The following is a 24,850-nucleotide window of genomic DNA, read 5'->3' as shown; positions in this document are numbered from 1 at the left end:
GGAGGAGGGCGCCTTACCGCTGGGCGTCGACGGCGGCGAACAGCACGCCGGCCCAGATCACGTCGCGCTGGGAAACAACGCGGAAGGTCAGTTGGTCGCCGCCGTGTCGCAGGCCCGTTCCGAGATCGAACACGTCGGAGTCGTAGCCGAGGGTGTGGGCGTACGTCGGCACCCGCTTCGGCTCGGACGCTCCCGGCTCGCTGATCGTGGAGTTCAGCACGTCGTCGCGGGGATTGGCCGAGTTGGTGAGGGCGGTGACCTCGGTGCGGTGGGGCAGTCGGCCGGAGGACGTGCGGGTGGTCGTGAGGGTGAGCGCATCGCCGGTCGCGCCGTGGTCGCCGTCGTACGTCACCAGGCCCGCTCGGCCGCCCGCGCCCGCCGGGAAACGCATCCCGCGCAGCCGGATCTCCTGCCCCGCACCGGACTTCAGCGCGTCGAAGCCGTCCCAGACGGCGAGGTGCCGCAACGGCTGCTCCGGGTTCTCGTACGCCACCACCAGTGTCCAGCCACCCCACGCACCGGCCGTCGACCTTCCCATCGCCACATTGACCTGTGCCACGGTGTACAGACCGGGCCCGCTCTCCCGCACGAGTCTGGTGACGTCCGCCGAGGCCTGGAACGCGTCCGCACCGTGGGCCACCCGGTGGCCGACGACCGTGTCCGCGAGGACCTCCTTGTACTCCCCGCCTGGTTCGGCGACCAGCACCCGTCCATTGTCCTTGGGTGGCTTCTGCTCGCCGACGCGCAGGTTGCCGCCCCAGTACAGGCGTGCGTAACTGACCCGTGAGCCCTCGGGTACAAGGACCTCCGCGCGGGAGGAGTTGTAGGTGTTCGGGTCCTTGTCGACGTCGACGTACGTCATGTCGAAGTCGCCGTTCACCCCGGTCGCGCCCTCCCGGGCGGCTGGGCAGGAACGCGCCGTGGACGGCAGGAACCGGTGGTTCGCCCGTGGTGCACGGCAGGTGATGGAGACGTTGGCCGCACGGACGATCCCGCCGTGCTGGAGGGCCCGGTACCGCTGGGCGAAGGGGAGACTGCCGGCCTCCTGCGCGGAGGCTGTGACAGGCGCGTCCGCCAGGGCACCGGTGGGAGCCCACATCCCGGCGAGGGCGAGGGCGCCCACCGTCGTACGGCGCAGCAGAAGGGCTAGGGAGTTGCGCATGACCGGCGTTGCCCTTTCGGGAAGGCGGAGGTGTCAGGGGGAGTCAGAAGCGATGTGCTGCTGTAGGGACGCGTCAAGGCGTGCGCAAACTCTAGCCGCTATTGGGCGCAAACCAGTCAAACGGTGCAAGTGTGTCGGATAGGTGAACTGTGTGATGTTCCTGGTTCATTCCACCAGCGGTATCCATGGAGGCGCTGTGTCTGACGTGACGTCGGCAACCCGCTGCAGCGCCCGTGCCGCTTGAAGTCAGGCCCCATGGGTGGCCTGCCCCTACGGTGTATCGCTCCCGCCTGACTCGGCAGGTCGGCAGGCTCGGTGGCGCGAGTTGGGGATCCCCTGGCCGAAGCGCCTCGGCGCAGCGCTGTTCCTTTCCGCTCTTTCGGTGAGCCGTCCCGACTTCAGAGGCAAATCCTTCAGAGATTTCATATGAGTACTCGGCAATCTTCCGCACGCGGGTTTCCAGACCGGTCGGTGCTCGTTGTGCTCGATGTCAGAATCCGCCCCGGCTACCCACTTTGCCGAAGAAAGGAACGCACATGAAGTCTCTGAAGGGTGCTGCTGTCGTCACCGGGTCCCTGATCCTCGCCGGTGCCGCCACGCCCGCGTTCGCCCAGAGTGCCACCGAGGTGGTGCACAAGAGCCTCAACAACGCGGTGAAGACGCTCAACAGCGGCCCCGTCCAGGTGCAGCCGCTGAAGGGGGACGTGCTCGACGCCAAGGAGAAGAAGGAGGCGCTGCTGGCCACGGTCGATCGCACGTCCACCGCCCTGGGCAACGGCACCCTGCTGGGCGGTCTGTCCCAGCAGAAGTGAGAACGTCCCCGGCCGCGATGCCCGCCGCGCCCTGACCTGGCGTTCTGGCTTTTCCCGGTGGTTGCTCCGAAGAGGCCGATTCCGCGTGTGCGGTGTCGGCCTCTGCGTTGCCGGTGGGCCTGCAATTGCGATGCTGATATCCCTTGTTCAGGTGATGTGTGAGGAATTCGGGGGAGCGTTGGATGTGGTGGAAAATTCCTTATGCTGGCTTGCGAGTCGAGTATGAAGTCCATGCTGAGGATCTCGGATCGAGTGCCGGAAAAGCAGTGACCGGATCAGTGAACACCGCGGTCGGTTGCTCCCCGCTCGCCGTCGACTCCAGGGAGTTCTCCGGGCGGAGGCGGATGCTGCGGGGGTTGTCCGCGTCAGTGGCCGGGATGGCGCTCGCCCCGTTCTTGGTGGCATCGGGGACGACCGGGACGGAGGGAGCGTGTTTCCGCGAGACGTACCGCGGACGGCGCATCGTCGCCATCGTGGACGACGCCGGACGGTTGGACTACGACGACTCAGGAGTGTGGCACGTCACTGTGGACGGGCGGCCGCTGCACCTCATGCGTCGCGTCGACGGCAGTTGGATGACCATGGTCGATCACTACCAGTCGTATCCGACGCCACTCGCCGCGGCGCGCGCAGCCGTGGACGAACTCGGCCCCACCGCGCGCTTGGGCGCGTCAAGTAGAACCGGCAGCCGCCCGGACGACGGCGGTACGCCGAACGGCGGTCACGGAATCGAAGGGGATCACCGAAATGGTGTACACGCGTAGGGATGTCAGAACCCTCACCCTTGCCGAGCGGCGCCGGTTCGTCACCGCGCTGATCGAGGTCAAACGCCGCGGTGAGTACGACGAGTTCGTCCGTATGCACATCCAGTACTTCGTTCCCGACGGCGAGAACGGTCCGCGCACGGCCCACATGGCGCCTTCCTTCCTGCCCTGGCACCGCAGGTTCGTGCTGGAACTGGAGCGGGCGCTGCACCGCGTGGACGAGTCGGTGACCGTGCCGTACTGGGACTGGACGCGCGACCGCGCCTCCACGGCCGTGCCATGGACCGAGGACCTGCTCGGCGGCACCGGTCGGCGTTCCGACCGGCAGGTAGTGACCGGCCCCTTCGCCTACCGCCACGGACAGTGGAACATCAAGGAGGGGATCACCGACGTCGAGTACCTCATGCGGGACCTGGGCCGCTCCCGGGACCCGATGGCTCTGCCCACGGCCGAAGACGTTGAGGACGCCCTCGCGGACCCGGTTTACGACACGGCCCCCTGGAACTCCACCTCAGCCAAAGGGTTCCGCAACAAGCTGGAGGGTTGGGGGCCGGGGCGCGGCGCCATGTCCTGGCGCAATCACAACCGGGTCCACCGGTGGGTCGGCGGCCACATGGTGAGCGGCGCCTCCGTCAACGACCCCGTCTTCTGGATGCACCACGCCTTCGTCGACCTGGTGTGGTCCCGCTGGCAGCGGCGGCACCGGGACGCCCGCTATCTCCCCTCGAAGCCGCCCGGTCCGAAGGACGTCCAGCACGGCCGGATCGTCGCGAGGCACGAGAAGATGCCGCCATGGGATGTGACTCCGGAGGAACTGGAAGACCACAGCGCGGTCTACCGGTACGTGTAGCGGACCCAACCATTCGCGGGTGGGCCGCCCGAGGGCCTGACCAAAGACCCTGTTGAAGAAGCTGAGGATGAGTGCCGCGTTCTCCGCCCGCAGCAGCCGCCACGCCGGGTGGTGCTTGCGTAGCCGGACCACACCGTCGCACTCCATGCCATGTGCCCCGCCCTCAGATGTCCGTCGGGTGCCCGGGTTGTTCAGTACCCACGAATGCACGGTAGAAGGCGCCACTGACAATGCGGCTGCAAACTCCGCTGACCAGCAGGTTCACCGATGGGCGGCAGGGAGGGGCGCAGCAGGTCAGCGCTGGCGCCGGTACGGATCCGTGTATGGCTCCATGGACTGGCGGACCTCTTCCCGGACCGGGTCCATGAGGGGTTCAACTGCGTTCACTCTGTCCTCCGGTCTCATGTGAGGTGGGCGCGGCGGGGACGGTCATGTGTAGGTGAAGGCGCCCCGCCGTGGTGATGGGTGCCAGACAGGGCCTGGTCCGTCGCCTTGGATCGCGTAGGGCCTTGTGCGGGTGCTGCTCCGTCACGAGTCCCGGATCCGGCGGCCGTGGTCCGTGGCCGGGCCGAGGAGCGCGTGGGACACCCGGCCGCCGGAGTCCTTGGCACCACCGCCGAAGCTGAGGGTGCCGGATGCATTGGCGCTGGCGGTGACCCCGTCCCAGTAGCGCGCCTCCCGTTCGAAGCGCACCGGCTGCCCGAACTGGCCTGCCCGAACTGGCCCCCATGGACAGTCCAGGCTCTGCCCATGGCTCCCCGTGCCTCGCGTAGCCCAACGGCCGCATCCGCATCGTGCGGTTCGCCGGGGTCCTGCATGTACTTCCGCACCGCCGCGTGCGGACTCCCGCGGGATGGCGGGTCCAGCCAGCCCGAAGATGAGGGCAGGTGCCGTTTTGGCGCCTGCCCTCTTGTTACCTAATAGTCCAGCAGCATGCCTCTGACCAGCGGTTACTCTCAGGCCAGTGGCAACGGGGCGCAGGTTGTTGCCCCAACGGGGGGCGCATGTGGGACGCAGTATCCAATCGAGGGTGCATGATCTGACAAAACGCCCTCGCGGGCTACGAGAAGCCCTCCGTGAGTGATCTCGCGAAGGGCTTAAAGCAGGCTCTGGCCTGCGTATACGTGCGCCCCCGGCAGGACTCGAACCTGCGGCCAAGCGCTTAGAAGGCGCCTGCTCTATCCACTGAGCTACGGGGGCCGGGTGTGGTGGCCTCTGTCGTGGTGCCCGGGTGTGGGCTGATCCGTGACGTCGCCGGGGACAAGGATAGGGCTCCCGGGTCCTTGTCCCTGTTGCTTCGCCTCCGTGGCTCAATGTGGAGGTTCAGTGAAGCGGTCCTGATAATCGCAGGCAGGTACGAATCGTGCACCTCTTTTGGCGCCTCGGGACCCGGGTGTTGTGCACTCGTTATGCCTGCGCCCCTCTCGCCCCCTCCGTCCAGTGCGTCCTGTCGGCGCGCAGACGAACTTATATGCTTCAGAAAGTCCACAAAATTGGGCATTCTTCGCATGTGGTGACCTTGGACGTACGGCCTCAGCTGCTCGACGCGCTTTCCACCCTGCGCGACCGTGTCGCCGCCGCGCGCTTCCCGCTGCCCCTGGCAGGGGCCCCGCGCGCGCGTGCCGACCGCGATGAACTGCTCGCGCAACTGGACGATTACTTGGTGCCCCGGTTGCGGCAACCCGAAGCACCCTTGCTCGCCGTCGTCGGGGGTTCGACGGGAGCCGGCAAGTCAACTCTCGTCAACTCCCTGGTGGGGCGGAGGGTCAGCGAGGCCGGGGTGCTCCGGCCGACGACCCGTACGCCCGTGCTGGTCTGCCATCCCGAGGACCACCATTGGTTCAGCGGCATGCGCGTCCTGCCCAACCTCACACGCGCGTGGATGCCGCCCCAGGAGCCCGGCCGTGATCCGGGCGATGACCCCTTTCCGCCGGGCGGGGACGACGGCAAGGACGGCGAGCGCGTGCTGCGCATCGAGACCGCCGACAGCTTTCCGCCCGGTCTGGCCCTCCTCGACGCGCCCGACATCGACTCCCTGATCGCCGACAACCGTGTCCTCGCCGCCGAGCTCATCTGCGCCGCGGACATCTGGGTCATGGTCACCACGGCCGCCCGCTACGCCGACGCCGTGCCGTGGCATCTGCTGCGGAGCGCCAAGGAACACCGGGCGACCCTGGTCACCGTGCTCGACCGGGTGCCCCACCAGGTGGTGTCCGAGGTCTCCCGGCAGTACGGGGCACTGCTGACCAAGGCCGGGCTCGGCGACGTACCCCGTTTCACCGTGCCCGAACTGCCCGAGTCCGCCTGGGGCGGCGGCCTGCTGCCGGCCACCGCCGTCGCACCGCTGCGCACCTGGCTCGTCGAGCAGACGACCGATCCGGCTGCCCGTCACCAGGCGGTGGCCCGCACCGCGCACGGGGCCCTCGACTCGCTGAGGTCCCGGCTGCCCGAACTGGCCGGCGCGGCCGCCCGGCAGTACTCCGCCGCCCTCCGGCTCACCGCGGCCGTCGACACCGCGTACGAAAGCGAGCACGCGCGCGTGAAGGGGCGTCTGCAGTCGGGGGCCGTGCTCGCGGGCGACGCCCTCAAGCGATGGCGCAGCTATCCGCTCGACTGCACCGCCGGCGAACTGCTGGACGCCCTCGTCGAGAGCCTCGGCGCGCTGCTGCTCTGCGCCGTCACCGCCGCCGACGAGCGGATCACCGAGGCCTGGAGCCGCGAGCCGGCCGCCGTGGAGGCCGGGCTGACGGAGCGCGACACGAGGCGGGACAGTGTCGAGCACCGGATCGGGATGACCGTACGGCGCTGGCGACGCGTCCTGGAAGAGTACGCCGAGGAAGAGGTGCGTGACCTCGACCGGAGCTTCGCCCCGGACGCCGAAGTGGTGGCCGCCCTGGTCGCCACCGCCCTGCTGGGCGGCCGACGCGCCAGGTCCGCGGGGGAGGGCCTGGGCGAACGCATCGGGGCGCACGGCGCGCTGCGGCTGCGTGACCGCGGTGGGCGGCTGCTCACCGACTACCTGGAGCGTGCTCTCGAAACCGAGCGTGACCGCCGCCTCGCGCCCCTCGACGCGCTGGACGTCCGTCCCGAACCACAGGCCGAACTCATCGCCGCCCTGTCCGTACTGCAGAAGGAGAGGTGACCGCCGTGACTGCCGTCACTGACCACAGGGATCAGACCGGAGACGGCGTCCCCGAGAAGGGTGACGAGACGAAGGTCGACAGAACGGGTGACAAGAGAGTCGACCGAACGGCTGACAGGATGGGTGACAAGGCGGGCCAGAGGACGGGCGACGGGACCGGGGACGGGCGGTGGGAGCGACGCGGCCTCGTGGAGGGTGCCTCCGCCGGAGGACGCCCCAAGGGACCGCAGCAGGACCCTTCGGGGGACGTCGTCGAGAGCGGGCCTCGTAGGGAGAACAGGCGACGTCCCGCCGAGGAGCCCGAAGGGCGGGAAAGGGGCGAGAGCCGCCCGGGTTTCGAGAGCCGCCCCAGCTTCGAGAGCCGCCCGAGCTTCGAGAGCCACGCCTCGAGCTTCGACAGCCTGGAGCGGCGTTGGATGCGAGAGAGCGACGTCCACACGCGCGTGCCCAGCGGTCCCGGCCGTGACACGCCCGGCGTGGGCGGCGAGTTCGGCGCAGGGGACGCGTCCGGCGAGAAGGGCATGGTCGGTGAGAAGGGCGCGCCCGGTGCGAAGGGTCGATCCGGCGCCTCGTCCGGTTCCCGTACGGGACCCCGCGACCCCTCCGCCCGTACGGAATCCGGTGACCCCTGGGACGACGGGCTCATCGCCCGGCGGGCCGGCGAGGCGGGCGGGGGTGAGCGGGGGCCGGTCGGGGAGTCCAGGGCTCCGGCCGCGCAGACGGTGCCTCCTCTCGCGTACGACGGGCCCCTGAGGACACGGCTGGACGCGTTGCGGGAGCTGGTGGGGTTGTCGCGCGCACGGCTGGACAGCGGCACCCTGGCGGAGGCCGGGCGGGTCCTGGACGAGGCGGCGGCACGGCGCAGGCTCTCGGGGCAGCACACGGTCGTCGCCATCGCGGGCGCCACCGGTAGCGGCAAGTCGACGCTGTTCAACGCGCTGGCGGGCGTGGCGATCTCGGAGACGGGCGTACGCCGGCCCACGACGGCCGCGCCCATCGCCTGTAGCTGGAGCGACGGCGCGGCGAGCCTCATCGACCGACTGGGCATTCCGGGACGGCTGCGGCGCAGGCCGCTGCAGAGCCCGGAGGCGGAGGCGCAGTTGCGCGGCCTGGTGCTCGTGGACCTGCCCGACCACGATTCGGCGGCGGTGCAGCACCGGGAGCAGGTCGACCGGATCCTGGCCCTCGTGGACGCGGTCATCTGGGTCGTCGACCCGGAGAAGTACGCCGACGCCATCCTCCACGAGCGCTATCTACGGCCTCTGGCGGGCCATGCGGAGGTCATGTTCGTCGTCCTCAACCAGGTGGACCGGCTGCCGGGGGAGGCCTCCCACCAGGTGCTCGACGATCTGCGACGGTTGCTCGACGAGGACGGGGTCGCGCTGCGGGAGTACGGCGAACCGGGCGCCACCGTGCTCTCGCTGTCCGCCCTCACGGGGGACGGCGTCGGGGAACTGCGTGAGGCCTTGGAGCAGTTCGTGGCCGAGCGGGGCGCGCCGGCCCGCCGGGTCCGCGCGGATCTGGACGCCGCCGCCGCGCGGTTGTGGCCGATGTACGCCGATCAGCGACGGGCGGGGCTCAGCGAGCGGACCCGGGACGAGTTCGCCGCGCGGCTCGCGGACGCCGTCGGCGCCACCGCGGCGGGTGAGGCCGCCGAGCGCGCCTGGCTGCGCAACGCCAACCGCGCGTGCGGTACGCCCTGGCTACGGCTGTGGCGCTGGTACCAGGACCGGAGCGAACCTCCGACCGGGCGGCTCGCCCTGCAGGCGCCGGTGGACGAGGAGGCCACCGCCCGGCAACGCGTCGAACACGCGGTACGCGTTCTGTCCGAGAGCGCCGCGACGGGGCTGCCCGCGCCCTGGGCCCAGGCGGTGCGCGAGGCGGCCGTGCGCGGGGCGCAGGGGTTGCCCGAGGCGCTGGACGAGCTGGCGATGCGGGCCGGGGCGCCCACGGGGAGGCCGCCGCGACCGGGCTGGTGGCCCGCGGCGGTGCTCGCGCAGGCGGCCATGACCCTCCTCCAGGTCCTCGGCGGACTGTGGCTCCTGGGCCAGATCATCGGCTTCATGTCGCCGAACCTCGGGGTTCCGGTAGTGCTGATGGTGATCGGCATCGTCGGCGGTCCGGCCGTCGAGTGGGGCTGCCGGCTGGCGGCACGGGGCCCCGCGAGACGTTACGGCGACGAGGCGGAACGGCGGCTGCGGGAGGCGGCCGCCGGGTGCGGCCGCGCGCGGGTGCTGGATCCGGTGGCGGCGGAGCTGCTGCGCTACCGGGAGGTGCGGGAGCAGTACGGGCGCGTGCTGGGGACGGCGCCGGTGGTGTGAGGGGTGGCTCTCGGAGGAGCAGTTCACCCCGTCGGGTGACGGAGTTTTCCACAACCGGCGGGTAGCACACAGGGCTCAGCGGACCCGGCCCGATGGCGGCAGTCTGAACTCGCGGCGATCACAGCGACAGCCGCAGCGGCCGTACGGGACGGGCCCGTACGTGTGTCCGGCCGGCACCGGCGTCGGTGCCGGCGCGAAGGAGGGGTTCGCGCGATGAACGAGACGATGGTGTGCGTGGTGGGGAACGTGGCGACGCAGCCGGTCTGCCGTGAGTCGTCCACGGGCTCGTCGGCCCGCTTCCGGCTGGCGGTGACCTCGCGGTACTGGGACCGCGAGAAGAGCGAGTGGGCCGACGGCCACACCAACTTCTTCACGGTCTGGTCGAGGCGCGCCCTCGCCGCGAACGTGGCCTCGTCGGTGACGCTGGGCGATCCGGTCGTGGTGCAGGGGCGGTTGAAGGTGCGCACCGAGCAGCGGGAGGGACAGAGTTGGGTCTCCGCGGACGTGGACGCGATCGCGATCGGCCACGATCTGTCGCGGGGCACGTCCGCGTTCCGTCGCACACCTCGCGGGGAGACAGGGGTGCCGGCCCCGTCCCGGCCGGAGCCCTCCTGGGAGACACCGCCGCCCGGAGGGCCGCTCGATCCCGTGCCCGAACTCCGGGCGGAGGCAGTAGGGGTGACGTGACATCAGGTGGTCGGACGCGCCCGCCCGGCATTCCTCGCCATGGCTGAACCGCGGCTTATCGGCGAATGCGTTGTGATCGGTCCTCGTGCGAGTCGCATCGACTTGTCGATAAGCACTGTTCGCGAGCTGTGTAGGCGATAACGATTCCGATTCGGATCGGTTGTCCGACGATACGACTGGGAAGTGCGGTGCGTCGCGTACCTAGGATGCCGGGCATGGCCCACGGGGCTTCTGATTCTGCTGGTGGGACCACACCCCCCACGTCAACGGGTCCTGCTCGAAGGGAAATTCAGTGGTTTCTTCGTTCTCGGCGTCGTTCGCCGCGTGGTCGGAGCGCACGGCGCGCAGGCGAGGGGCGGCCCGCCTCGCCGCCGTGTCACTCGCGTCCGGACTCGTCGTCGCGGGTGCGATCGTCACCGCGGCCCCGGCAGCCGCCGACGAGACGGTGCAGAGCTCGGGCGGAGCGACCGCGACCATGGGCGGCCTGAAGACGTACGGGACAGCCGTCCTCCGCACCGACGGCGAGGAACATCAGGTGCCCGCCGGCCTGTTCGAGATGTTCGTCGACGGCGGCGGCACGCTGCAGACCTACTGCGTCGACGTCCAGAACCCGACACAGAAGGACGCCAAGTACCAGGAAACCCCCTGGAGCGGCACCTCGCTGGGCGCCAACAAGAACGCCGGCAAGATCCGTTGGATTCTGCAGAACTCCTACCCGCAGGTGAACGACCTCGCCGCACTCGCCGGCAAGGCCGGCGCCAAGGGCCTCACCGAACAGGACGCGGCGACGGGTACACAGGTGGCGATCTGGCGGTACTCGGACGGGTCCGACGTGACCGCCCAGGACCCGCAGGCCGAGAAGCTCGCGGACTACCTGGAGAAGAGCGCGCGGAACCTCGCTGAGCCCACGGCCTCGCTGACCCTCGACCCGCCGGCGGTCTCGGGCCGAGCGGGTGAGCGGCTCGGCCCGGTCACGCTGCGCACCAACGCGGACGGCGCGACCGTGACCCCGCCCTCGGACGTGACCGCGGACGGCGTGCAGGTCGTCGACGCGAACGGCGAGCCCGTGACCTCGGCCGGTGACGGCGCCGAGCTGTACTTCGAGGTGCCCGAGGACATGGCGGACGGCTCGGCCGAACTGACCGTGCAGGCCTCGACCACCGTGCCGGTCGGCCGGGCCTTCGCCTCCGAGACCCGCAGCCAGACCCAGATCCTCGCGGGCTCCAGCGAGTCCACGGTCTCCGCGACGGCGACCGCGCACTGGGCCGAGAAGGGCGCGATACCCGCACTGTCCGCCGAGAAGAACTGCGCCGAGGGCGGCCTGGACATCACCGCGGCCAACCAGGGCGACAAGGCCTTCACCTTCGAGCTGATGGGGATCACCTACAGCATCGAGGCGGGTGAGACCCGCACGGTTACCATCCCGCTGCAGGAGGACCAGGCGTACGACTTCACGATCAAGGGACCGAACGGCTTCACCAAGCAGTTCAAGGGTGTGCTCGACTGCCGGACGGAGACCGAGGCGAGTGCGGGCGGCGACTCGGTCCAGACCTTGAGCGAGCCCAGCCCGGCGACGGTGGGCGGCAACGCGGCCGCCGACTCCGGCACCGATCTCGCCGAGACCGGCAGCTCCGGCGCGACCCCGGTGATCGGGGGCATCGCCATCGGCCTGGTCGTGATCGGCGGTGCGGTGATGATCCTCCTCCGCAAGCGGAACCCGTGAGTCTCGCGGATCGGAGCAGGAGCTCCTTGGCAACTCAACAGTGAGTGACCACGCGGTGACATGTGCGTGTGACGCGGCCCCGGCACGCCCCCTCGGGCACCGGGGCCGCGTCACGCGTCCGGGGGGCTCCGCAATCCGGTTTCCGTCGAGGGCTGGCCGTGCGGCAAGATGGGTGGTACTGCCCACTGCCAGATCTCGATATGCCGGACGGTTTCTCTTGGCTGAGTACATCTACACGATGCGCAAGACGCGCAAGGCGCACGGCGACAAGGTCATCCTTGACGACGTCACGCTGAGCTTCCTGCCCGGCGCGAAGATCGGTGTGGTCGGTCCGAACGGTGCCGGCAAGTCCACCGTCCTCAAGATCATGGCCGGTCTCGAGCAGCCGTCCAACGGCGACGCCTTCCTCTCGCCCGGCTACACCGTCGGCATGCTCCTGCAGGAGCCGCCCCTGGACGAGTCCAAGACGGTCCTGCAGAACGTGCAGGACGGCGCCGCTGAGATCATGGGCAAGCTCAAGCGCTTCAACGAGGTCGCGGAGCTCATGGCGACCGACTACTCGGACGCCCTTCTGGACGAGATGGGCAAGCTCCAGGAAGACCTGGACCACGCGAACGCATGGGACCTGGACACCCAGCTCGAGCAGGCCATGGACGCCCTGGGTTGCCCTCCCGGCGACTGGCCCGTCACCAACCTCTCCGGTGGTGAGCGCCGCCGCGTCGCCCTGTGCAAGCTGCTGCTCGAAGCCCCCGACCTGCTGCTGCTCGACGAGCCCACCAACCACCTGGACGCCGAGTCCGTGCAGTGGCTGGAGCAGCACCTCGCGAAGTACCCCGGCACCGTCGTCGCCGTCACCCACGACCGGTACTTCCTGGACAACGTCGCGGGCTGGATCCTCGAGCTCGACCGCGGCCGCGCGATCGGCTACGAGGGCAACTACTCCACGTACCTGGAGACCAAGCAGACCCGTCTCAAGGTCGAGGGCCAGAAGGACGCCAAGCGCGCCAAGCGGCTCAAGGAAGAGCTGGAGTGGGTCCGCTCCAACGCCAAGGGCCGCCAGGCCAAGTCCAAGGCGCGTCTGGCCCGCTACGAGGAGATGGCGGCCGAGGCCGACAAGATGCGGAAGCTGGACTTCGAGGAGATCCAGATCCCGCCGGGCCCCCGACTGGGCAACGTGGTCGTCGAGGTCAACAACCTCAGCAAGGCCTTCGGCGAGAAGGTCCTCATCGACGACCTCTCCTTCACGCTGCCGCGCAACGGCATCGTGGGCGTCATCGGCCCGAACGGCGCCGGCAAGACGACCCTCTTCAAGATGATCCAGGGGCTGGAGGAGCCCGACTCCGGTTCGATCAAGGTCGGCGACACCGTCAAGATCTCCTACGTCGACCAGAGCCGCGAGAACATCGACCCCAAGAAGACGCTGTGGGCCGTCGTCTCCGACGAACTGGACTACATCAACGTCGGCCAGGTCGAGATGCCCTCCCGCGCCTATGTCTCCGCGTTCGGTTTCAAGGGCCCGGACCAGCAGAAGCCGGCCGGGGTGCTCTCCGGCGGTGAGCGCAACCGGCTGAACCTGGCGCTCACCCTCAAGCTGGGCGGCAACCTGCTGCTCCTCGACGAGCCGACCAACGACCTTGACGTCGAGACCCTTTCCTCTCTGGAGAACGCGCTCCTGGAGTTCCCCGGCTGCGCCGTGGTCGTCTCCCACGACCGCTGGTTCCTGGACCGGGTGGCCACGCACATCCTCGCCTACGAGGGCGAGTCCAAGTGGTTCTGGTTCGAGGGCAACTTCGAGTCGTACGAGAAGAACAAGATCGAGCGGCTCGGTGCGGACGCCGCCCGTCCGCACCGAGCCACCTACAAGAAGCTGACCCGGGGCTGATCTTGCGGCACATCTACCGCTGCCCACTGCGCTGGGCGGACATGGACGCGTACGGCCACGTCAACAACGTGGTCTTCCTCCGCTACCTGGAGGAAGCCCGTATCGACTTCCTGTTCCGCCCGGAGAAGGACTTCAAGCAGGGGTCCGTGGTGGCGCGCCATGAGATCGACTACAAGCGGCAGTTGGTCCACCGGCACCAGCCGGTGGACATCGAGCTGTGGGTCACGGAGATAAGAGCGGCGTCGTTCACGATCACCTACGAGGTCAAGGACCCGGACCAGGTCTACGTCCGGGCCTCGACGGTGATAGTGCCGTTCGACTTCGCCACGCAGCGGCCCCGCCGGATCACCTCCGAGGAACGTGAGTTCCTGGAGGAGTACAGGGACGACGAGGAGGAGGCCGTCGCCGCATGACGGTGCTCCACCTCGCCGACGAGGGGGAGGCGGCGGATCTCGCGGCCTTCCTCTCCCGGCTGCTCCACTACGACCGTGGGGCCGCGGTGCGCCTCCAGGCGGCCGGTACCGCGCTCGCCGTCTTCGGCCGGCCACCGTCCTTCGAAGTGCTGGCCATCCGGGCCGTACGCCTCGCCAAGCCGTACGAGAACGGCCTGGACGTCACGCTCGACGAGACCGTGTCGGCCGGTGAACTCCTGGAGGCCGTCGACGAGCAGGCGGGGACGGCCGTCGTCCCCGGCGCGGTGACCGGGCCGCCGTGGGCCGGAGTGCTTCCCCCGCGCGGCGGCTGGCGCCCGGAGGCGGGCCTGCCCGCGCCGGACGCGTTGCGGACGATGGTCTCGGCGGCGCGCAGTGAATTCAGGTCCCGCATGGAGGAGTTGGCGCCCGAGCGGCGCACACGGGCCGAGCTCGACCGGATCGGGCGGGAGATCTGGTCCCGGGCGGTCGGAGACACGCGGCTGCCGGTGCGGGCCGTCCACGCGGCCCAGTCGCTCGGCTTCCTGCGCCCCGCGCGGACGGCCGGCGCACCCGACGAGGCGTCGCCGCGTCTGTTCTCGTCGGGCGCGTGGCTCAGGCTGCGCACGCCGTACGGATCGATCGCCGTGCGTAGGGCGGGACTCGGGACGTTGGACGTCAGCGTGCGCTGACGTCCCCGCTGCGTTCCGCTGCCGCTCGGAGCCGCTCGCTCAGCCCGGCGCGTTCACCATCGAGGCCGCCGCGTACGTGAGGTAGTTCCACAGCGTGTGCTCGTGTTCCTCGGAGAGGCCGAGCTCGTCCACGGCGTCGCGCATGTGCTTGAGCCAGGCGTCGTGGGCGGCGCGGTCGACGGTGAACGGGGCGTGGCGCATACGGAGGCGCGGGTGGCCCCGGTTCTCGCTGTAGGTGGTCGGTCCGCCCCAATACTGGATCAGGAACAGCACAAGGCGCTCCTCGGCCGGGCCGAGGTCCTCCTCGGGGTACATGGGCCGCAGGATCGGGTCCTCGGCGACACCCTCGTAGAAACGGCGCACCAGGCGCCGGAAGGTCTCCTCGCCGCCGACCTGCTCGTAGAAGGTCTGCTCCTGAAGCGTGCCTCGCCGAATCTCTTTCACGTCCCCATGGTCTCAGACGCGAGGACGGAGGACTCAAGGCTTAGGACCCTCGGGGAACCGGAGCGCTGGACCGGTCCGTTCCGGACCCGTCGGCCGTGGTGCTCGCCTCTGGCGGCATGGGGCCGCACAGTGGAGGTATGGGCACGCACGCTGTGGACCACGACCTGGAACGCCTCGCCGCCGAGGCCCGGTCGGCGCTGGTGCGCGAGATCGGGGCGAGCGGAGCCTGGGACGCCGACCCGGAATGGCGCAAGGCCTTCGAGAGCGTTCCCCGGCACCTCTTCGTCCCGTACTACTACGTCGGCGCCGTGGGCGGCTTCGAACGGCTGTGGGGAGAGGAACGCGACCCCCGACGGCGTGAGCGCTGGGTGCGGGGCGCCTACGCGGACGTGCCGCTCGCCACGCGGGTGCGCGACGGCGAGCTGATCTCGTCCAGCAGCCAGCCCTCCCTGATGGCGAAGATGCTGGCCGAGCTGGAGGTGGAGGACGGCAACAGGGTGCTGGAGATCGGCGCCGGGACCGGCTACAACGCCGCCCTGCTCGCGCACCGGCTGGGCGACGACCTCGTCACGACCGTCGACCTGGACGCCGACATCACGGAGGCGGCGCGCAGGCATCTGGACGCCGCCGGGTACCACCCGACCGTCGTCACCGGGGACGGGGCCCGCGGGGTGCCCGAGCGGGCGCCGTACGACCGGATCATCGCGACCTGCACCCTGCACTCGATCCCCCGCCCCTGGCTCGCCCAGTGCACACCCGGCGCACGCATCCTGACGCCGCTGGCCACGGGGCTGGTACGGCTGTACGTCGACGACGCCGAGCACGCCGAGGGGCGCTTCCTGCACACCTCCGCGTACTTCGTGCCGTTGCGCGGGGGCAGCGAGCCGGAGGCGGTCCATCCGCACCTGGGCGGGCTGCCGCGCCGGGCCAGGGACCACGAGCTCTTCCGGTTCCTGCTGGCTCTCACGGCGGGCAGGCTCGACCCGCACGAGGCGCTCGCGCTGTGGCAGCGCGAGGACATGCCCTCCCGAGAGCGTTACGGCATCACGGTCCACGGCGATCACGCCTGGGCCTGGCTCGACGACCCGGAGGGACCGTACGCCTGGCCGCTGCCGTGAGCCCTCGGCGGTCCGCGTCACCCGGCTACGGCTCAGGGCCGACCGAAGGTTGTTCGGCCGACCCTGATCGTTTCGGTGTCGCGGGGCCGGTCAGCCCCGTCGGATCGTGATCGTCGTCCACGCGCCCACGTGAACCCGGTCCCCGTCCTGGAGGGGGACCGGGACGAAGGGTTGGATGGGGTCCTCGGAGCCGTTGACCGTGGTTCCGTTGGTGGAGTTCTGGTCGACGACCGCCCAGCCGCCGTCGGGCTGCTGCACCAGCACCGCGTGCTGGTGGGAGACGCCCGGGTCCTCCGGCGGCACCGAGAGATCGATGTCCGGGGTGTCGCCGGTGGAGTGGCGGCGACGGCCGATGGTGATCTGGCCGCCGGTGAGGGTGCGCTGCTGCTCGGGGGAGTACGCGGGCAGGTTCAGCCCCGCGGCCTCGGGGCCGGAGCGCTGCATCATCGCCATGAAGTAGTCGCGGTCCGGACCGATGGTCGCGCTCCAGGTCGTCGGCGCCTGCGGGTACGCGGGGCCGGGCGGGGCCTGGGTGGCGCCGGGCTGCGGGTAGCCGTAGCCACCGGGGCGAGCACCCGCACCGCCGGGGCCGCCCGGACCGGCAGGTCCACCGGGACCACCGGGACCGCCGGGGCCCGTCGAGGGTGGGGAGATCACCCAGTCGTCGTCGCCACCGAAGGAGGGCCCACCGCCGGGGCCGCCGGGGCCGCCCGGTCCACCCGGGCCGCCGGGCTGCGGGCGTCGCGTCTCCTGGGGGAAGGCGGGCGGAGCCGACGGCCCCGACTGCTGGAACGCCTGCGGTGCCCCGCCGGCTCCCGGCCCGACACCGGGACCCTGGCCGCGATCACCGTGACCACCGGGGCCGGGACCGCCGGGCCCACCGGGTCCGCCCGGGAAGCCGGGACCGCCCGGTCCACCGGGGCTTCCGCCCGGCCCGCCCGGTCCACCGGGCCCACCGGGCGTAGGCCCGGGAGGTGGCGGAACCGGTCGCGAGGGGTCGCCGCCGAAGCCGGATGGCCCGGGGCGTGCGGGGTCGCCGCCGAAGCCCGAGGGGCCGGGACGTGAGGGATCGCCGCCGAAGCGTGAGGGGTCGCCGCCGAACGCCGGCTGGCCGGGGTGGCCGCCCTGCCCCGGCCCGGGCTGTCCGGGCGGACCCGCCGGTCCGCCACCGAACCCGGAAGAACCCCCGGGCCCCGACGGACCGCCGGGACCGCCAGGTCCACCCGGGCGACCGGGACCCCCGGGCGCTCCGTGACCACCGGGGCCGCCAGGCCCGCCGGGCCCGCCGTTTCCGCCCGGCCCTCCCGGCCCGCCCGGGCCCGACGGCTCCCCGCCGAAGGGCGGTCCCGGCGGGATCGGCTCGGCGGGACGGTTCACCTGCGAGGGGCGCGAGGTCTGGTAGTCGTACCCGTCACCGCCCCCGTAGGACGGCGGAGGGGGCTGCTGGAAACGCAGCGCCGGGTTCCCACCGGGACCGGGGCCGGGGCCGGGGCCGCCGCCGGGCCCCGCACCGGGTCCGGGCGCCGAAGGCCGCGGCGCGGCCGGTGTGTAGGTGGTCGCCGTGTTGGTCAGGAAGTTCCACCGGCACTCCTCGCAGAAGGGCGCGCCGCCCTCGCGGGGCGTGCGGCACTGCGGGCAGAGTTCCGGCTCGGCGGCGAACTGCGGTCGGCCTCCGGGGCCTCCGGGACCCCCCGCGCCGGGAGGCGGGGGAGGCGAGCCGGGCGGCGGGTATCCGTAACCGGCGCCCGGGGGCGGCGGCGGTGGAGGCGGCGGGGGTACGGCACCGGCCATACGGTGACCGCAGACCTCGCACCAGTCGTCGGAACCCGACTGGTGTCCGTTCGGGCAGGTCGGCATGTCGGCGCTTCCCCCTCTCCTTTCCGGCCTCTCGGCCGGGTCCCGCTGTCCGGACCCCCGGTGGGGGAGCCAGGTTCGCCGGCTTCGGTATGTCGTGGTGGTGGTGCTGTGTCTCTTACTTCTTTACACGAACAGTCTTTGTCGACCGTGTCTCGAGAGTCATCTCGTCGGCCTCCGTGACCTTCGCCTTCAGTCGCACAGTACCTGTCGCCGCGTCGACCACGTCCACCACCTTCGCAAGCAGTTTCGCAGTATCCGCGTTCCCTGAGGCACTCGCGAGCTGAACGGCCCGCCCCAGCTTGGCTGTCGCCCCGTCGAAATCGCCGGATTTGCGAGCGTCCAGACCCTGTTGGATGACTTGTGCCAGTTCGGCCTGACCGGTGTAGTGCGCGACCTGGGGATTGATCGAGGTGGAGGCGACCATGTCGTCGGTCCACACGGCCTTCACCAGACCCTGGGCGCCGAGGTTCTGCGCGGTGCCGTCGGACTGCGGGATGACGAGGGAGACCCGTGCGGCCAGCATCTCCTGACCGAGGGCCGCGGACGGGACCTCGACGCACACGTGGTAGTCACGGGACTCGTCCCCCCACGAGCCGGTGGGATAGTCCCCGGCGCGCGGCCCGGCCTCGGTGCGGCGGTCGGTCAACTCCTCCACCGTGGGCGCCACCTGCTTGACGAACTTGATCCGCGTGCCGACCGGGGTCCACAGCCTGAGGGCGACGTCCGCGACCTCCTTGCCCATGGCCGTCTCCATCATCTGTGTGAAGTCGGCGGACAGGGCGGCCGGGTCGGCGACGATGTCGGCGGTGCCGAGCAGCGCGGAGGCGATCTGGGTGACCTCCTTCACCTCCCAGTCGGTCCCCACACCACGCGCGTCACAGGTGAACCGTCCGGCACAGGCGTCCAGGGCGGCCCTCAAATCCTCCGGGGACTCGTGCTCGTTGCGGCCGTCGGTGAGCAGGATGCCGTGGCGTATGGCGACGTCGGCCGAGGCGAGCAGCCGGTCGGCGAGCTTCAGCCAGGTGCCGATCGCCGTGCCGCCGCCCGCGCTGAGCCTGCGCAGCGCCTGCTTGGCCTGGTCCCGGGTGGCGGAGTCGGCGACCGCGAGCCGGCCGCCGCCGGGGTAGACCTCCCGGGCCACATGGGTGCCGTCGATCACCGCGAAGTGCACACCGTCCCGCAGGGTGTCGATCGCGGCCGCCGTGGCGTCCCGGGCGTTGCGCATCTTGGTCGGCGGGTAGTCCATCGACCCCGAGCAGTCGACCATGAGGGCCACGGCGGCGGACGGGCCCTGGCCGGGCGAGTAGAGGTGCGGCGCGGCGACCGCGCTGCCGATGGTGCCGCCGCCGGTCGCGCTGACCGTCACGATGGCGTTGACCTCGCGGCCGTCCTCGGGCAGGTACTCGTTCTGGTACACATCGACCGAGAACTGCGGCACGTTCGACTTCGAGAAATTGGCCATGCCTACTCAGATCCCCCTAGAGGCCCCACGGCACGTGGGGTGATGACTGTGCGTGCCCGTGTCCCGGACCGGTCCCCTCCGGTCCGTCGGCCGTCCCGTCCGGCCTACGAGACGCCCGCGGACACTCCGCCCGCGAGCCCCTCAGGCCGATCCTGCCCCCTGAGGAGGGGCCGGGAACGGCAGGACCGCCACTGTTACGTTGTCGTGGCCACCTCCGTCGAGAGCGTGGCCGACCAGGACCTGCGCGCAGTGCAGCGGTCGCTCGGCCGCGTCCAGGGGCACGGCCCCGGCCATCTCCTCCGCGGCCTCCGCGTAGTTCCACAGTCCGTCGGTGCACACCACCACCACACCCGGCCGGTCCGGCTTGAAGGAAGCGGTGTGCGGCTCCAGTTCGTACGCGTCCGCGCCGAGCCAGCCGGTGATCGCGTGGGCGCGCTCGTCGGCATACGCCTCGGCCTCGTTCATCAGTCCCGCTGCCACCATCTGAGCCGCCCACGAGTCGTCCTCGGTGAGCCGGGCCGGGGGGGCGCTCCGGTCCACCGGGACCCAGTAGGCACGGCTGTCGCCGACCCAGCCGACGACGAGGAGGCTGGGGGTGACGACGGAGCCGACGATGGTGCACGCCGGCGCGTTCTGGTGCGGGGCGTGCTCCTGCGCCGTCTCCGGCTCCTCGGCCAGGGCGTTGACGGCGCCCGAGGCGGCGACGATCGCGTCGTGCATCGCCTGCTGCGGGTGGGTGCCGCGCGGCAGGGAGTCGAGGAGCGTCTCGTTCGCGGCGCGGGCGGCGGCGAGCGAGGCGTCGTCGGGGCGGGTCGCGGAGGACACGCCGTCGCAGACGATCGCGACGACCGCCGGGGAGCCGTCGGGCAGCGCGGTCGAGGAGACGGCGAACGCGTCCTCGTTGCGGTGGTGGCGCAGGCCTCGGTCGCTGACCGCGGCGACCGCGCCCAACTCCAGTTCCATGTGGTCGCGTTCGCGCGGCTGGGCGTGCCCGCAGTTCTCGCAGTAGCCGTCCCGGTCGACATGGCCCGAGCGGCACGCCACGCACACCTTCGTGCCGGCCGGGGGCGCCGCCAGGTCGGCGGTGCGCGGGTCCGGCGGCAGCGGGGCGGCCAGCGGGTACTCGTCGGGTTCACGGGGCCGGTCGAACCGTACGCCCCCCTGACCCGGGCCGGGCAGTTCGCCGCCGCCCGAGTCGGTGCCCTGGATGTCGGTGGGACGGACCACCGGCGGGGGTGTGTCGGAGCTGGGCTCGGAGGCGACGGGCCAGTCCACGGACGCGGCCTCGGTGGGAGGCTCGCCCGCCGTCCCGTTCATGGTGATGGTCGGCCGGTCCTCCGGCGGCGCGGGCACCGCCGAGAGGTCATGGCCGCACGCACCGCAGAAGCGGTCGTCCGAAGCGAGGGGCCACTCGCAGATCGGGCACTTCGTCAGCGCGGTCGGCTGGGGCATCTGCGACATGAACTACACCCACGTCCGGGGGCGGTAACGGTTGGCACGTTCCACCAGGTCGATCCTCTCCTCGCCGCCTTGAGCGAGCCGGGCCAGTGTGCGGTACGACTGCTCCAGTCCGAAGCGGAGGGCACGCTCGTCCAGCGCGCGGCCGAGCAGACTCCGCTCACCGGTCGGGGGTGCGGCACCCCGGCTTCCGGAGAGTACCCAGTCCAGGGCGCAGCCAAGGACCTCTGTGGACAACTGCTCGCGGCGCACCGCGTCCAGATGCCGGGGGTCGAGCGCCTCCACCTGCCCGGCGGCGGCCGTCAGGTCGTCCAGGAACGTCGTGTCCGGGACGGCCCCGGACGACGCGGCCGGGGGCCCGAGCGTCGCTTCCGTACGGTGTCTCAACCGTGCCCGCACGGCGGCGACACGGGCGGCGGTGTAGTGGATGTTCGCCGCGGGCACGGACTCCAGCACGCGTACGGCGTTCTGCCGGTCCCCGGCGGTCAGTCGCACCCGGGCGAGCCCGAACGCGGCGCTGACGAAGCCGGGGTCGGTCGTCCACACCAGACGGTAGTACTCGGCGGCGTTGTCCAACTGCCCGAGCACCTCGGCGCACAGGCCGAGGGCCAGCTTGGGGGCCGGCTCGCCCGGGAAGGCGTCGTAGATCGCGTCGAAGGACAGGGCAGCGTTCTCGTGGTCACCGGTGGCGAGCGCGGCCACGCCCCTGTACCAGACCACCCGCCAGTCGTCCGGGTGGTCCCGCTCCAGGGCGTCCAGGGTGGCCAGCGCGACGGTGAACTCGCGCATCTCCAGGCGGGCCCGCAGCTCCCGCAGCCGTAGCTCCAGCGAGCCGCTGGGCGCCGAGTGCAGGGCCGTGATCAGCTCGGTGGGGGCGGAGGCGATGAGGCCGGCCAGGAACCCGGCGTTGGGGTCTCCCGGGTCCACACGCGGAACGGGCAGCGCGAGGGCCGCGGCGGCGGTGTCCAGGGGCTTGGTGAGCCGTGTGGGGGAGGACTGGCCGCCGCCGGTCAGCAGGGCTGCCGTACCGGAAAGCGAACCTCCGTTATCCAAGGCCGACGCGGAAGCCGAACCACCGTTCTCCGCGAGCGGGCCGGAAGCCGAACCGCCGTTCCGCACGCCCGAACCGGAAGCCGAACCACCGTTCCCCGTGCCCGTTCTGCTTCGCCACGGCCCCTTCCCCGCCGGCACCACACGCGTTCCCAGCCGGGACACATCGCCGTCCAGCTTCGCGAACAACTCCGTGTCGGTGACCTTCACCTCGGGACCGAAGATGGTCGAGAGAGCGGGCCGTGCCCGGCCCGTCTGCAGGGAGACGACCTCCCGCAGCACACCCGTGAGCTGCTCCGACATCTCCTGCGCGGAGGCGAACCGGCGGGCCGGGTCGGGGTCGGTGGCCCGGACCAGCAGACGGTAGAAGGACTCGTACTGGCGGAAGACCTCAATGTTGTCGGGGTCGGGCAGGGAGTCCACGAAGACGTTCGTGTAGCCCTGGAAGTCGAAGGTGAGGACCGCGAGCGTACGGGCGACCGTGTACAGGTCGGACGCCACCGAGGGGCCGACGTCGGCGACCTCGGGGGCCTGGTAGCCGACCGTGCCGTAGATGGCCGACTCGTCGTCGTCCATCCTGCGCACCGCGCCCATGTCGATCAGCTTGAGCTGGTCCTCGGTCTGGATGGCGTTGTCGACCTTGAAGTCGCAGTACAGCAGGTTGCGGCTGTGGAGGTGCCCGAGCGCCTCCAGGGCCTCGATGCCGTAGGCGCACGCCTGCTCGACCGGCAGCGGATCGCGGCGCCCGTCGGCCGTGCGGCGGCCGTTGGCGATCTCCTTGAGGGACTTGCCGCCGACGTACTCCATGACGATGTACCCGTCCAGCGAGCCGGTGCGCTGGTCGAGGTGCTCGACGAAGTTGTAGATGCGGACGATGTTGCTGTGCTCGATCTCGGCGAGGAAGCGGCGCTCGGAGATCGCGGCGGCCATCGCGTCCTGGTCGCCGGTGTCGAGGAGGCCCTTCAGTACGACCCAGCGGTCCGACACCGCCCGGTCTATCGCCAGGTAGACCCAGCCCAGACCGCCGTGCGCGAGACAGCCCACGACCTCGTACTGGCCGTGCACGACGTCGCCCGAGTTCAGCTTGGGCACGAAGGAGTAAGGGTGGCCGCATTTCGTGCAGAAGCCCTCCGTGCGCCCCGGCCGGTCACCGCGCGCCCGCCCCACCGGTGCCCCGCAGTCGGAACGCGAGCAGAACCGCTTCCGCTCGGGCACCTCGGCGGTCTCCAGGACCATCGAGCGCGGGTCCGGGCGCGGTACGTCCGGGACCTGGACCAGGCCCACACCGAGCCGGGCCCGCCCCGAGGAGGTGGCGGTCTTGCCGGAGCTGCGCACCGACACCGAGCGGCCCGTCGACTTGCCCGACAGGGCGCGCGAGAGGCGGCCGGAGACCGAGCGACGGGACTGCGCGGAGCGCGCGGAGGTACGCGCGGAGCGCGAACTGCTGGAACCGGAGCCACGCGAGCCCTTACCGCCCCCGGTGATGCCGGTGGGCGGGGAGACGACCATGCCGCCGGCCGAGACGACCGGCGCCAGACCGCAGGTGTCGCAGTACAACTCGCCGCCGCCCACGTCCTCGTACGATCCAGAGCAACCGGGCCGCTGACACGACTGCTGACCCTCTTCTCCGGGCTCACCGGTCCGGGTCTCCTCCGTCTGACTCACGATTCCTCCTCCCTCCGGTCCTGGGGCACACGCGGGACGGGCACCGAGGTGCCCAGCAGTTCGGCCGCCGCCTGCTGGTAGCGCAGGACCGCCTGCTCGGCGACGCGCAGGTCGCAGGGCGCGCTCCACAGCATGCGGCGCGCCGCGTCGTACCGCTCGACCAGCAGCGAGTCCTCCGCGAATCCGTGCCGGGCGACCTTCGCCTTGTAAGCGTCGAGCCGGCCGCGCAGCTCCGCGCGGACCGCCAGCGGCGCCGTGACGGCCGTCAACGACTCGCGGGCGCGCAGCAGTTCGTCGTCCGCCTTCTGCTCCAGGGACTCCAGGAGCGGGGACAGCCGGTGCCACTGCGCGTGTCTGCGGTACTCGGCCGCCATCGCCAACTGCTCCTGCAGCACCGTCGGCGGGCCGCTCACCACGGGCACCTCGGTCGCGGCGATCTTCGCCAGCACCTCGCCCCGCGCGTTGCGGGCCTCGGCGAGCGTGCGGTCCGCGCGGCTGAGCACGTCCCGCAGCTTCATCAGCCGCGCCTCCGCGTCCTGGCGGACCGTCAGCACGGCGTCGATCTCCCGCCGTACGTCCTCCAGGGCGCGCGCCTCACGGTCGTACGTCGAGGTGTCCGGGCGGCCGCCGCCGGGCGCCGAACTGCCCGGCGCGGGGACCCAGAAGGCCAGCGGGTCGGAGACGACCTGCTCGCGCAGCCTGGTCAGGGTGCGGGTGATCCGCTCCAGGTCGTCGCCGGCCGGGTGCTCGCCGGGGCGTACGCCCACGGAGTGCGCGAGTCGGCGGGTGCGCTGGAGCTCGGCGGCCAGGAGGTCGATCCGGGCGGGCAGCGCGGACCACACCGCGTCGGCGGCCACGACCATGTCCAGCGAGGACGCGTACAGGTCGTTCATCCGGTCCACCAGGGTGACCAGCGAGAACTGTTCGCTCAGCCGGCCCGCGCCCTGCAGTGTCGGCGCGTTCGCCATGGCCGTGGCGCTGCCGGCGACCGTGACGGCCTCGCCGCGCAGCAGTTCGGTCAGCTCCACCAGGTCCTCACGGCTGGACCAGCGGCGCCGCGAACGGATCTCCCGGGCGAAGCGCAGCGCGTCCGTATACGCGTCGAAGTACGCCCACAGCAGCGTGATCGACGCCTCGGCGGTGGTCCAGCGCTCCTTGGTGACGCCGGTCAGCTCGGCGCCTTCGAGCAGCCTGCGGCCCGCGTGGTCCTGCAGGGCGAGCAGCGAGGTCTCGATGGCCTCGTGCTCCGCGCCGAGCCGCGCGAGCGCACGGTCCACCTCGTCCCGGTCCATCACCGGCCCGGTGGATCCCGCCACGCCCATCGATCACCTCTCGCTGCTGTCGGTGTCCG

The 24,850-nt window shown here is 71.3% G+C and carries 19 protein-coding genes, 1 tRNA gene and 1 pseudogene; 11 read left to right on the top strand and 10 right to left on the bottom strand.

Going from position 1 to position 24,850, the window contains the following annotated elements; all coding sequences use genetic code 11:
- Positions 1 to 13: 13 nt before the first annotated feature.
- Positions 14 to 1,162 (bottom strand): DUF3344 domain-containing protein, encoded by a 1,149-nt coding sequence (locus tag ACFY9I_RS03680; protein WP_390996156.1) that lies wholly within the window; start codon positions 1,160 to 1,162, stop codon positions 14 to 16.
- 536 nt (positions 1,163 to 1,698) lie between these two features.
- Between ACFY9I_RS03680 and ACFY9I_RS03675 the strand changes: the two genes are divergently transcribed.
- The 3 genes from ACFY9I_RS03675 to ACFY9I_RS03665 all read left to right on the top strand — a co-directional run bounded on the left by ACFY9I_RS03675 (position 1,699) and on the right by ACFY9I_RS03665 (position 3,588).
- Positions 1,699 to 1,974 (top strand): hypothetical protein, encoded by a 276-nt coding sequence (locus tag ACFY9I_RS03675; protein ID WP_390996153.1) that lies wholly within the window; start codon positions 1,699 to 1,701, stop codon positions 1,972 to 1,974.
- Positions 1,975 to 2,240: 266 nt separating this feature from the next.
- Complete coding sequence (locus tag ACFY9I_RS03670) at positions 2,241 to 2,738, top strand: tyrosinase family oxidase copper chaperone (RefSeq protein ID WP_390996151.1); 498 nt, start codon at positions 2,241 to 2,243, stop codon at positions 2,736 to 2,738.
- On the top strand, positions 2,722 to 3,588 hold the full coding sequence (locus tag ACFY9I_RS03665; protein ID WP_390996148.1) for a tyrosinase family protein: 867 nt from the start codon (positions 2,722 to 2,724) through the stop codon (positions 3,586 to 3,588). Before ACFY9I_RS03670 ends, ACFY9I_RS03665 begins: the two co-directional genes overlap by 17 nt.
- Positions 3,589 to 3,627: 39 nt before the next feature.
- Here ACFY9I_RS03665 and ACFY9I_RS03660 read toward each other — a convergent pair.
- From ACFY9I_RS03660 to ACFY9I_RS03650, 3 genes and pseudogenes are all read right to left on the bottom strand, one after another.
- Positions 3,628 to 3,735, bottom strand: a pseudogene (locus ACFY9I_RS03660) (DUF3375 family protein); the annotation flags it as partial.
- A gap of 381 nt (positions 3,736 to 4,116) precedes the next feature.
- Positions 4,117 to 4,281 (bottom strand): hypothetical protein, encoded by a 165-nt coding sequence (locus ACFY9I_RS03655; protein ID WP_390996145.1) that lies wholly within the window; start codon positions 4,279 to 4,281, stop codon positions 4,117 to 4,119.
- 434 nt (positions 4,282 to 4,715) lie between these two features.
- Positions 4,716 to 4,788 (bottom strand) — tRNA-Arg (locus ACFY9I_RS03650).
- A gap of 271 nt (positions 4,789 to 5,059) precedes the next feature.
- Here ACFY9I_RS03650 and ACFY9I_RS03645 point away from each other — a divergent pair.
- From ACFY9I_RS03645 to ACFY9I_RS03615, 7 genes are all read left to right on the top strand, one after another.
- Positions 5,060 to 6,730, top strand: coding sequence for a dynamin family protein (locus ACFY9I_RS03645; protein WP_390996142.1), 1,671 nt, complete (start codon positions 5,060 to 5,062; stop codon positions 6,728 to 6,730).
- Positions 6,731 to 7,251: 521 nt separating this feature from the next.
- Complete coding sequence (locus ACFY9I_RS03640) at positions 7,252 to 9,051, top strand: GTPase (RefSeq protein ID WP_390996995.1); 1,800 nt, start codon at positions 7,252 to 7,254, stop codon at positions 9,049 to 9,051.
- Between the two features lie 213 nt (positions 9,052 to 9,264).
- Entirely contained in the window at positions 9,265 to 9,738 is a 474-nt protein-coding gene (locus tag ACFY9I_RS03635; RefSeq protein ID WP_390996139.1) for a single-stranded DNA-binding protein, read from the top strand.
- 292 nt (positions 9,739 to 10,030) lie between these two features.
- On the top strand, positions 10,031 to 11,461 hold the full coding sequence (locus tag ACFY9I_RS03630; RefSeq protein ID WP_390996136.1) for a Cys-Gln thioester bond-forming surface protein: 1,431 nt from the start codon (positions 10,031 to 10,033) through the stop codon (positions 11,459 to 11,461).
- 217 nt (positions 11,462 to 11,678) lie between these two features.
- On the top strand, positions 11,679 to 13,343 hold the full coding sequence (gene ettA / locus ACFY9I_RS03625) for an energy-dependent translational throttle protein EttA (protein ID WP_390996133.1): 1,665 nt from the start codon (positions 11,679 to 11,681) through the stop codon (positions 13,341 to 13,343).
- 2 nt (positions 13,344 to 13,345) lie between these two features.
- Positions 13,346 to 13,756 carry a thioesterase family protein gene (locus tag ACFY9I_RS03620; protein ID WP_257564437.1) on the top strand — a complete coding sequence of 137 codons (411 nt, stop codon included), beginning with the start codon at positions 13,346 to 13,348 and terminating at the stop codon, positions 13,754 to 13,756.
- Entirely contained in the window at positions 13,753 to 14,445 is a 693-nt protein-coding gene (locus tag ACFY9I_RS03615; protein ID WP_390996129.1) for a hypothetical protein, read from the top strand. The genes ACFY9I_RS03620 and ACFY9I_RS03615 overlap by 4 nt, the downstream gene beginning before the upstream one ends.
- 39 nt (positions 14,446 to 14,484) lie before the next feature.
- Here the strand turns inward: ACFY9I_RS03615 and ACFY9I_RS03610 are convergent, their stop codons facing one another.
- A complete protein-coding gene (locus ACFY9I_RS03610) occupies positions 14,485 to 14,889 on the bottom strand; it encodes a globin (protein WP_390996127.1) in 405 nt (134 codons plus the stop codon).
- Positions 14,890 to 15,026: 137 nt separating this feature from the next.
- On the opposite strand from ACFY9I_RS03610, the gene ACFY9I_RS03605 reads away from it, so the two are divergent.
- Positions 15,027 to 16,007, top strand: a complete 981-nt coding sequence (locus tag ACFY9I_RS03605) for a methyltransferase domain-containing protein (RefSeq protein WP_390996124.1) — start codon at positions 15,027 to 15,029, stop codon at positions 16,005 to 16,007.
- Between the two features lie 90 nt (positions 16,008 to 16,097).
- On the opposite strand, the gene ACFY9I_RS03600 is transcribed toward ACFY9I_RS03605, so the two are convergent.
- The 5 genes from ACFY9I_RS03600 to ACFY9I_RS03580 all read right to left on the bottom strand — a co-directional run bounded on the left by ACFY9I_RS03600 (position 16,098) and on the right by ACFY9I_RS03580 (position 24,821).
- A complete protein-coding gene (locus ACFY9I_RS03600) occupies positions 16,098 to 17,864 on the bottom strand; it encodes an FHA domain-containing protein (protein WP_390996121.1) in 1,767 nt (588 codons plus the stop codon).
- Positions 17,865 to 17,979: 115 nt separating this feature from the next.
- The gene (locus ACFY9I_RS03595) at positions 17,980 to 19,326 is read right to left on the bottom strand and encodes a VWA domain-containing protein (protein WP_390996118.1); all 1,347 of its coding nucleotides are present in this window, start codon (positions 19,324 to 19,326) and stop codon (positions 17,980 to 17,982) included.
- Positions 19,327 to 19,467: 141 nt separating this feature from the next.
- A complete protein-coding gene (locus ACFY9I_RS03590) occupies positions 19,468 to 20,787 on the bottom strand; it encodes a protein phosphatase 2C domain-containing protein (RefSeq protein ID WP_390996115.1) in 1,320 nt (439 codons plus the stop codon).
- A gap of 3 nt (positions 20,788 to 20,790) precedes the next feature.
- On the bottom strand, positions 20,791 to 23,499 hold the full coding sequence (locus tag ACFY9I_RS03585) for a tetratricopeptide repeat protein (RefSeq protein ID WP_390996113.1): 2,709 nt from the start codon (positions 23,497 to 23,499) through the stop codon (positions 20,791 to 20,793).
- Complete coding sequence (locus ACFY9I_RS03580; protein WP_390996110.1) at positions 23,496 to 24,821, bottom strand: hypothetical protein; 1,326 nt, start codon at positions 24,819 to 24,821, stop codon at positions 23,496 to 23,498. The genes ACFY9I_RS03585 and ACFY9I_RS03580 overlap by 4 nt, the downstream gene beginning before the upstream one ends.
- Positions 24,822 to 24,850: the final 29 nt, after the last annotated feature.

Source organism: Streptomyces sp. NPDC012510 (assembly GCF_042955065.1).
In the GTDB taxonomy this organism is placed as follows: domain Bacteria; phylum Actinomycetota; class Actinomycetes; order Streptomycetales; family Streptomycetaceae; genus Streptomyces.
Note: the sequence above shows the minus strand (reverse complement) of the source record. Positions and strands in the feature narration are given on the sequence as shown.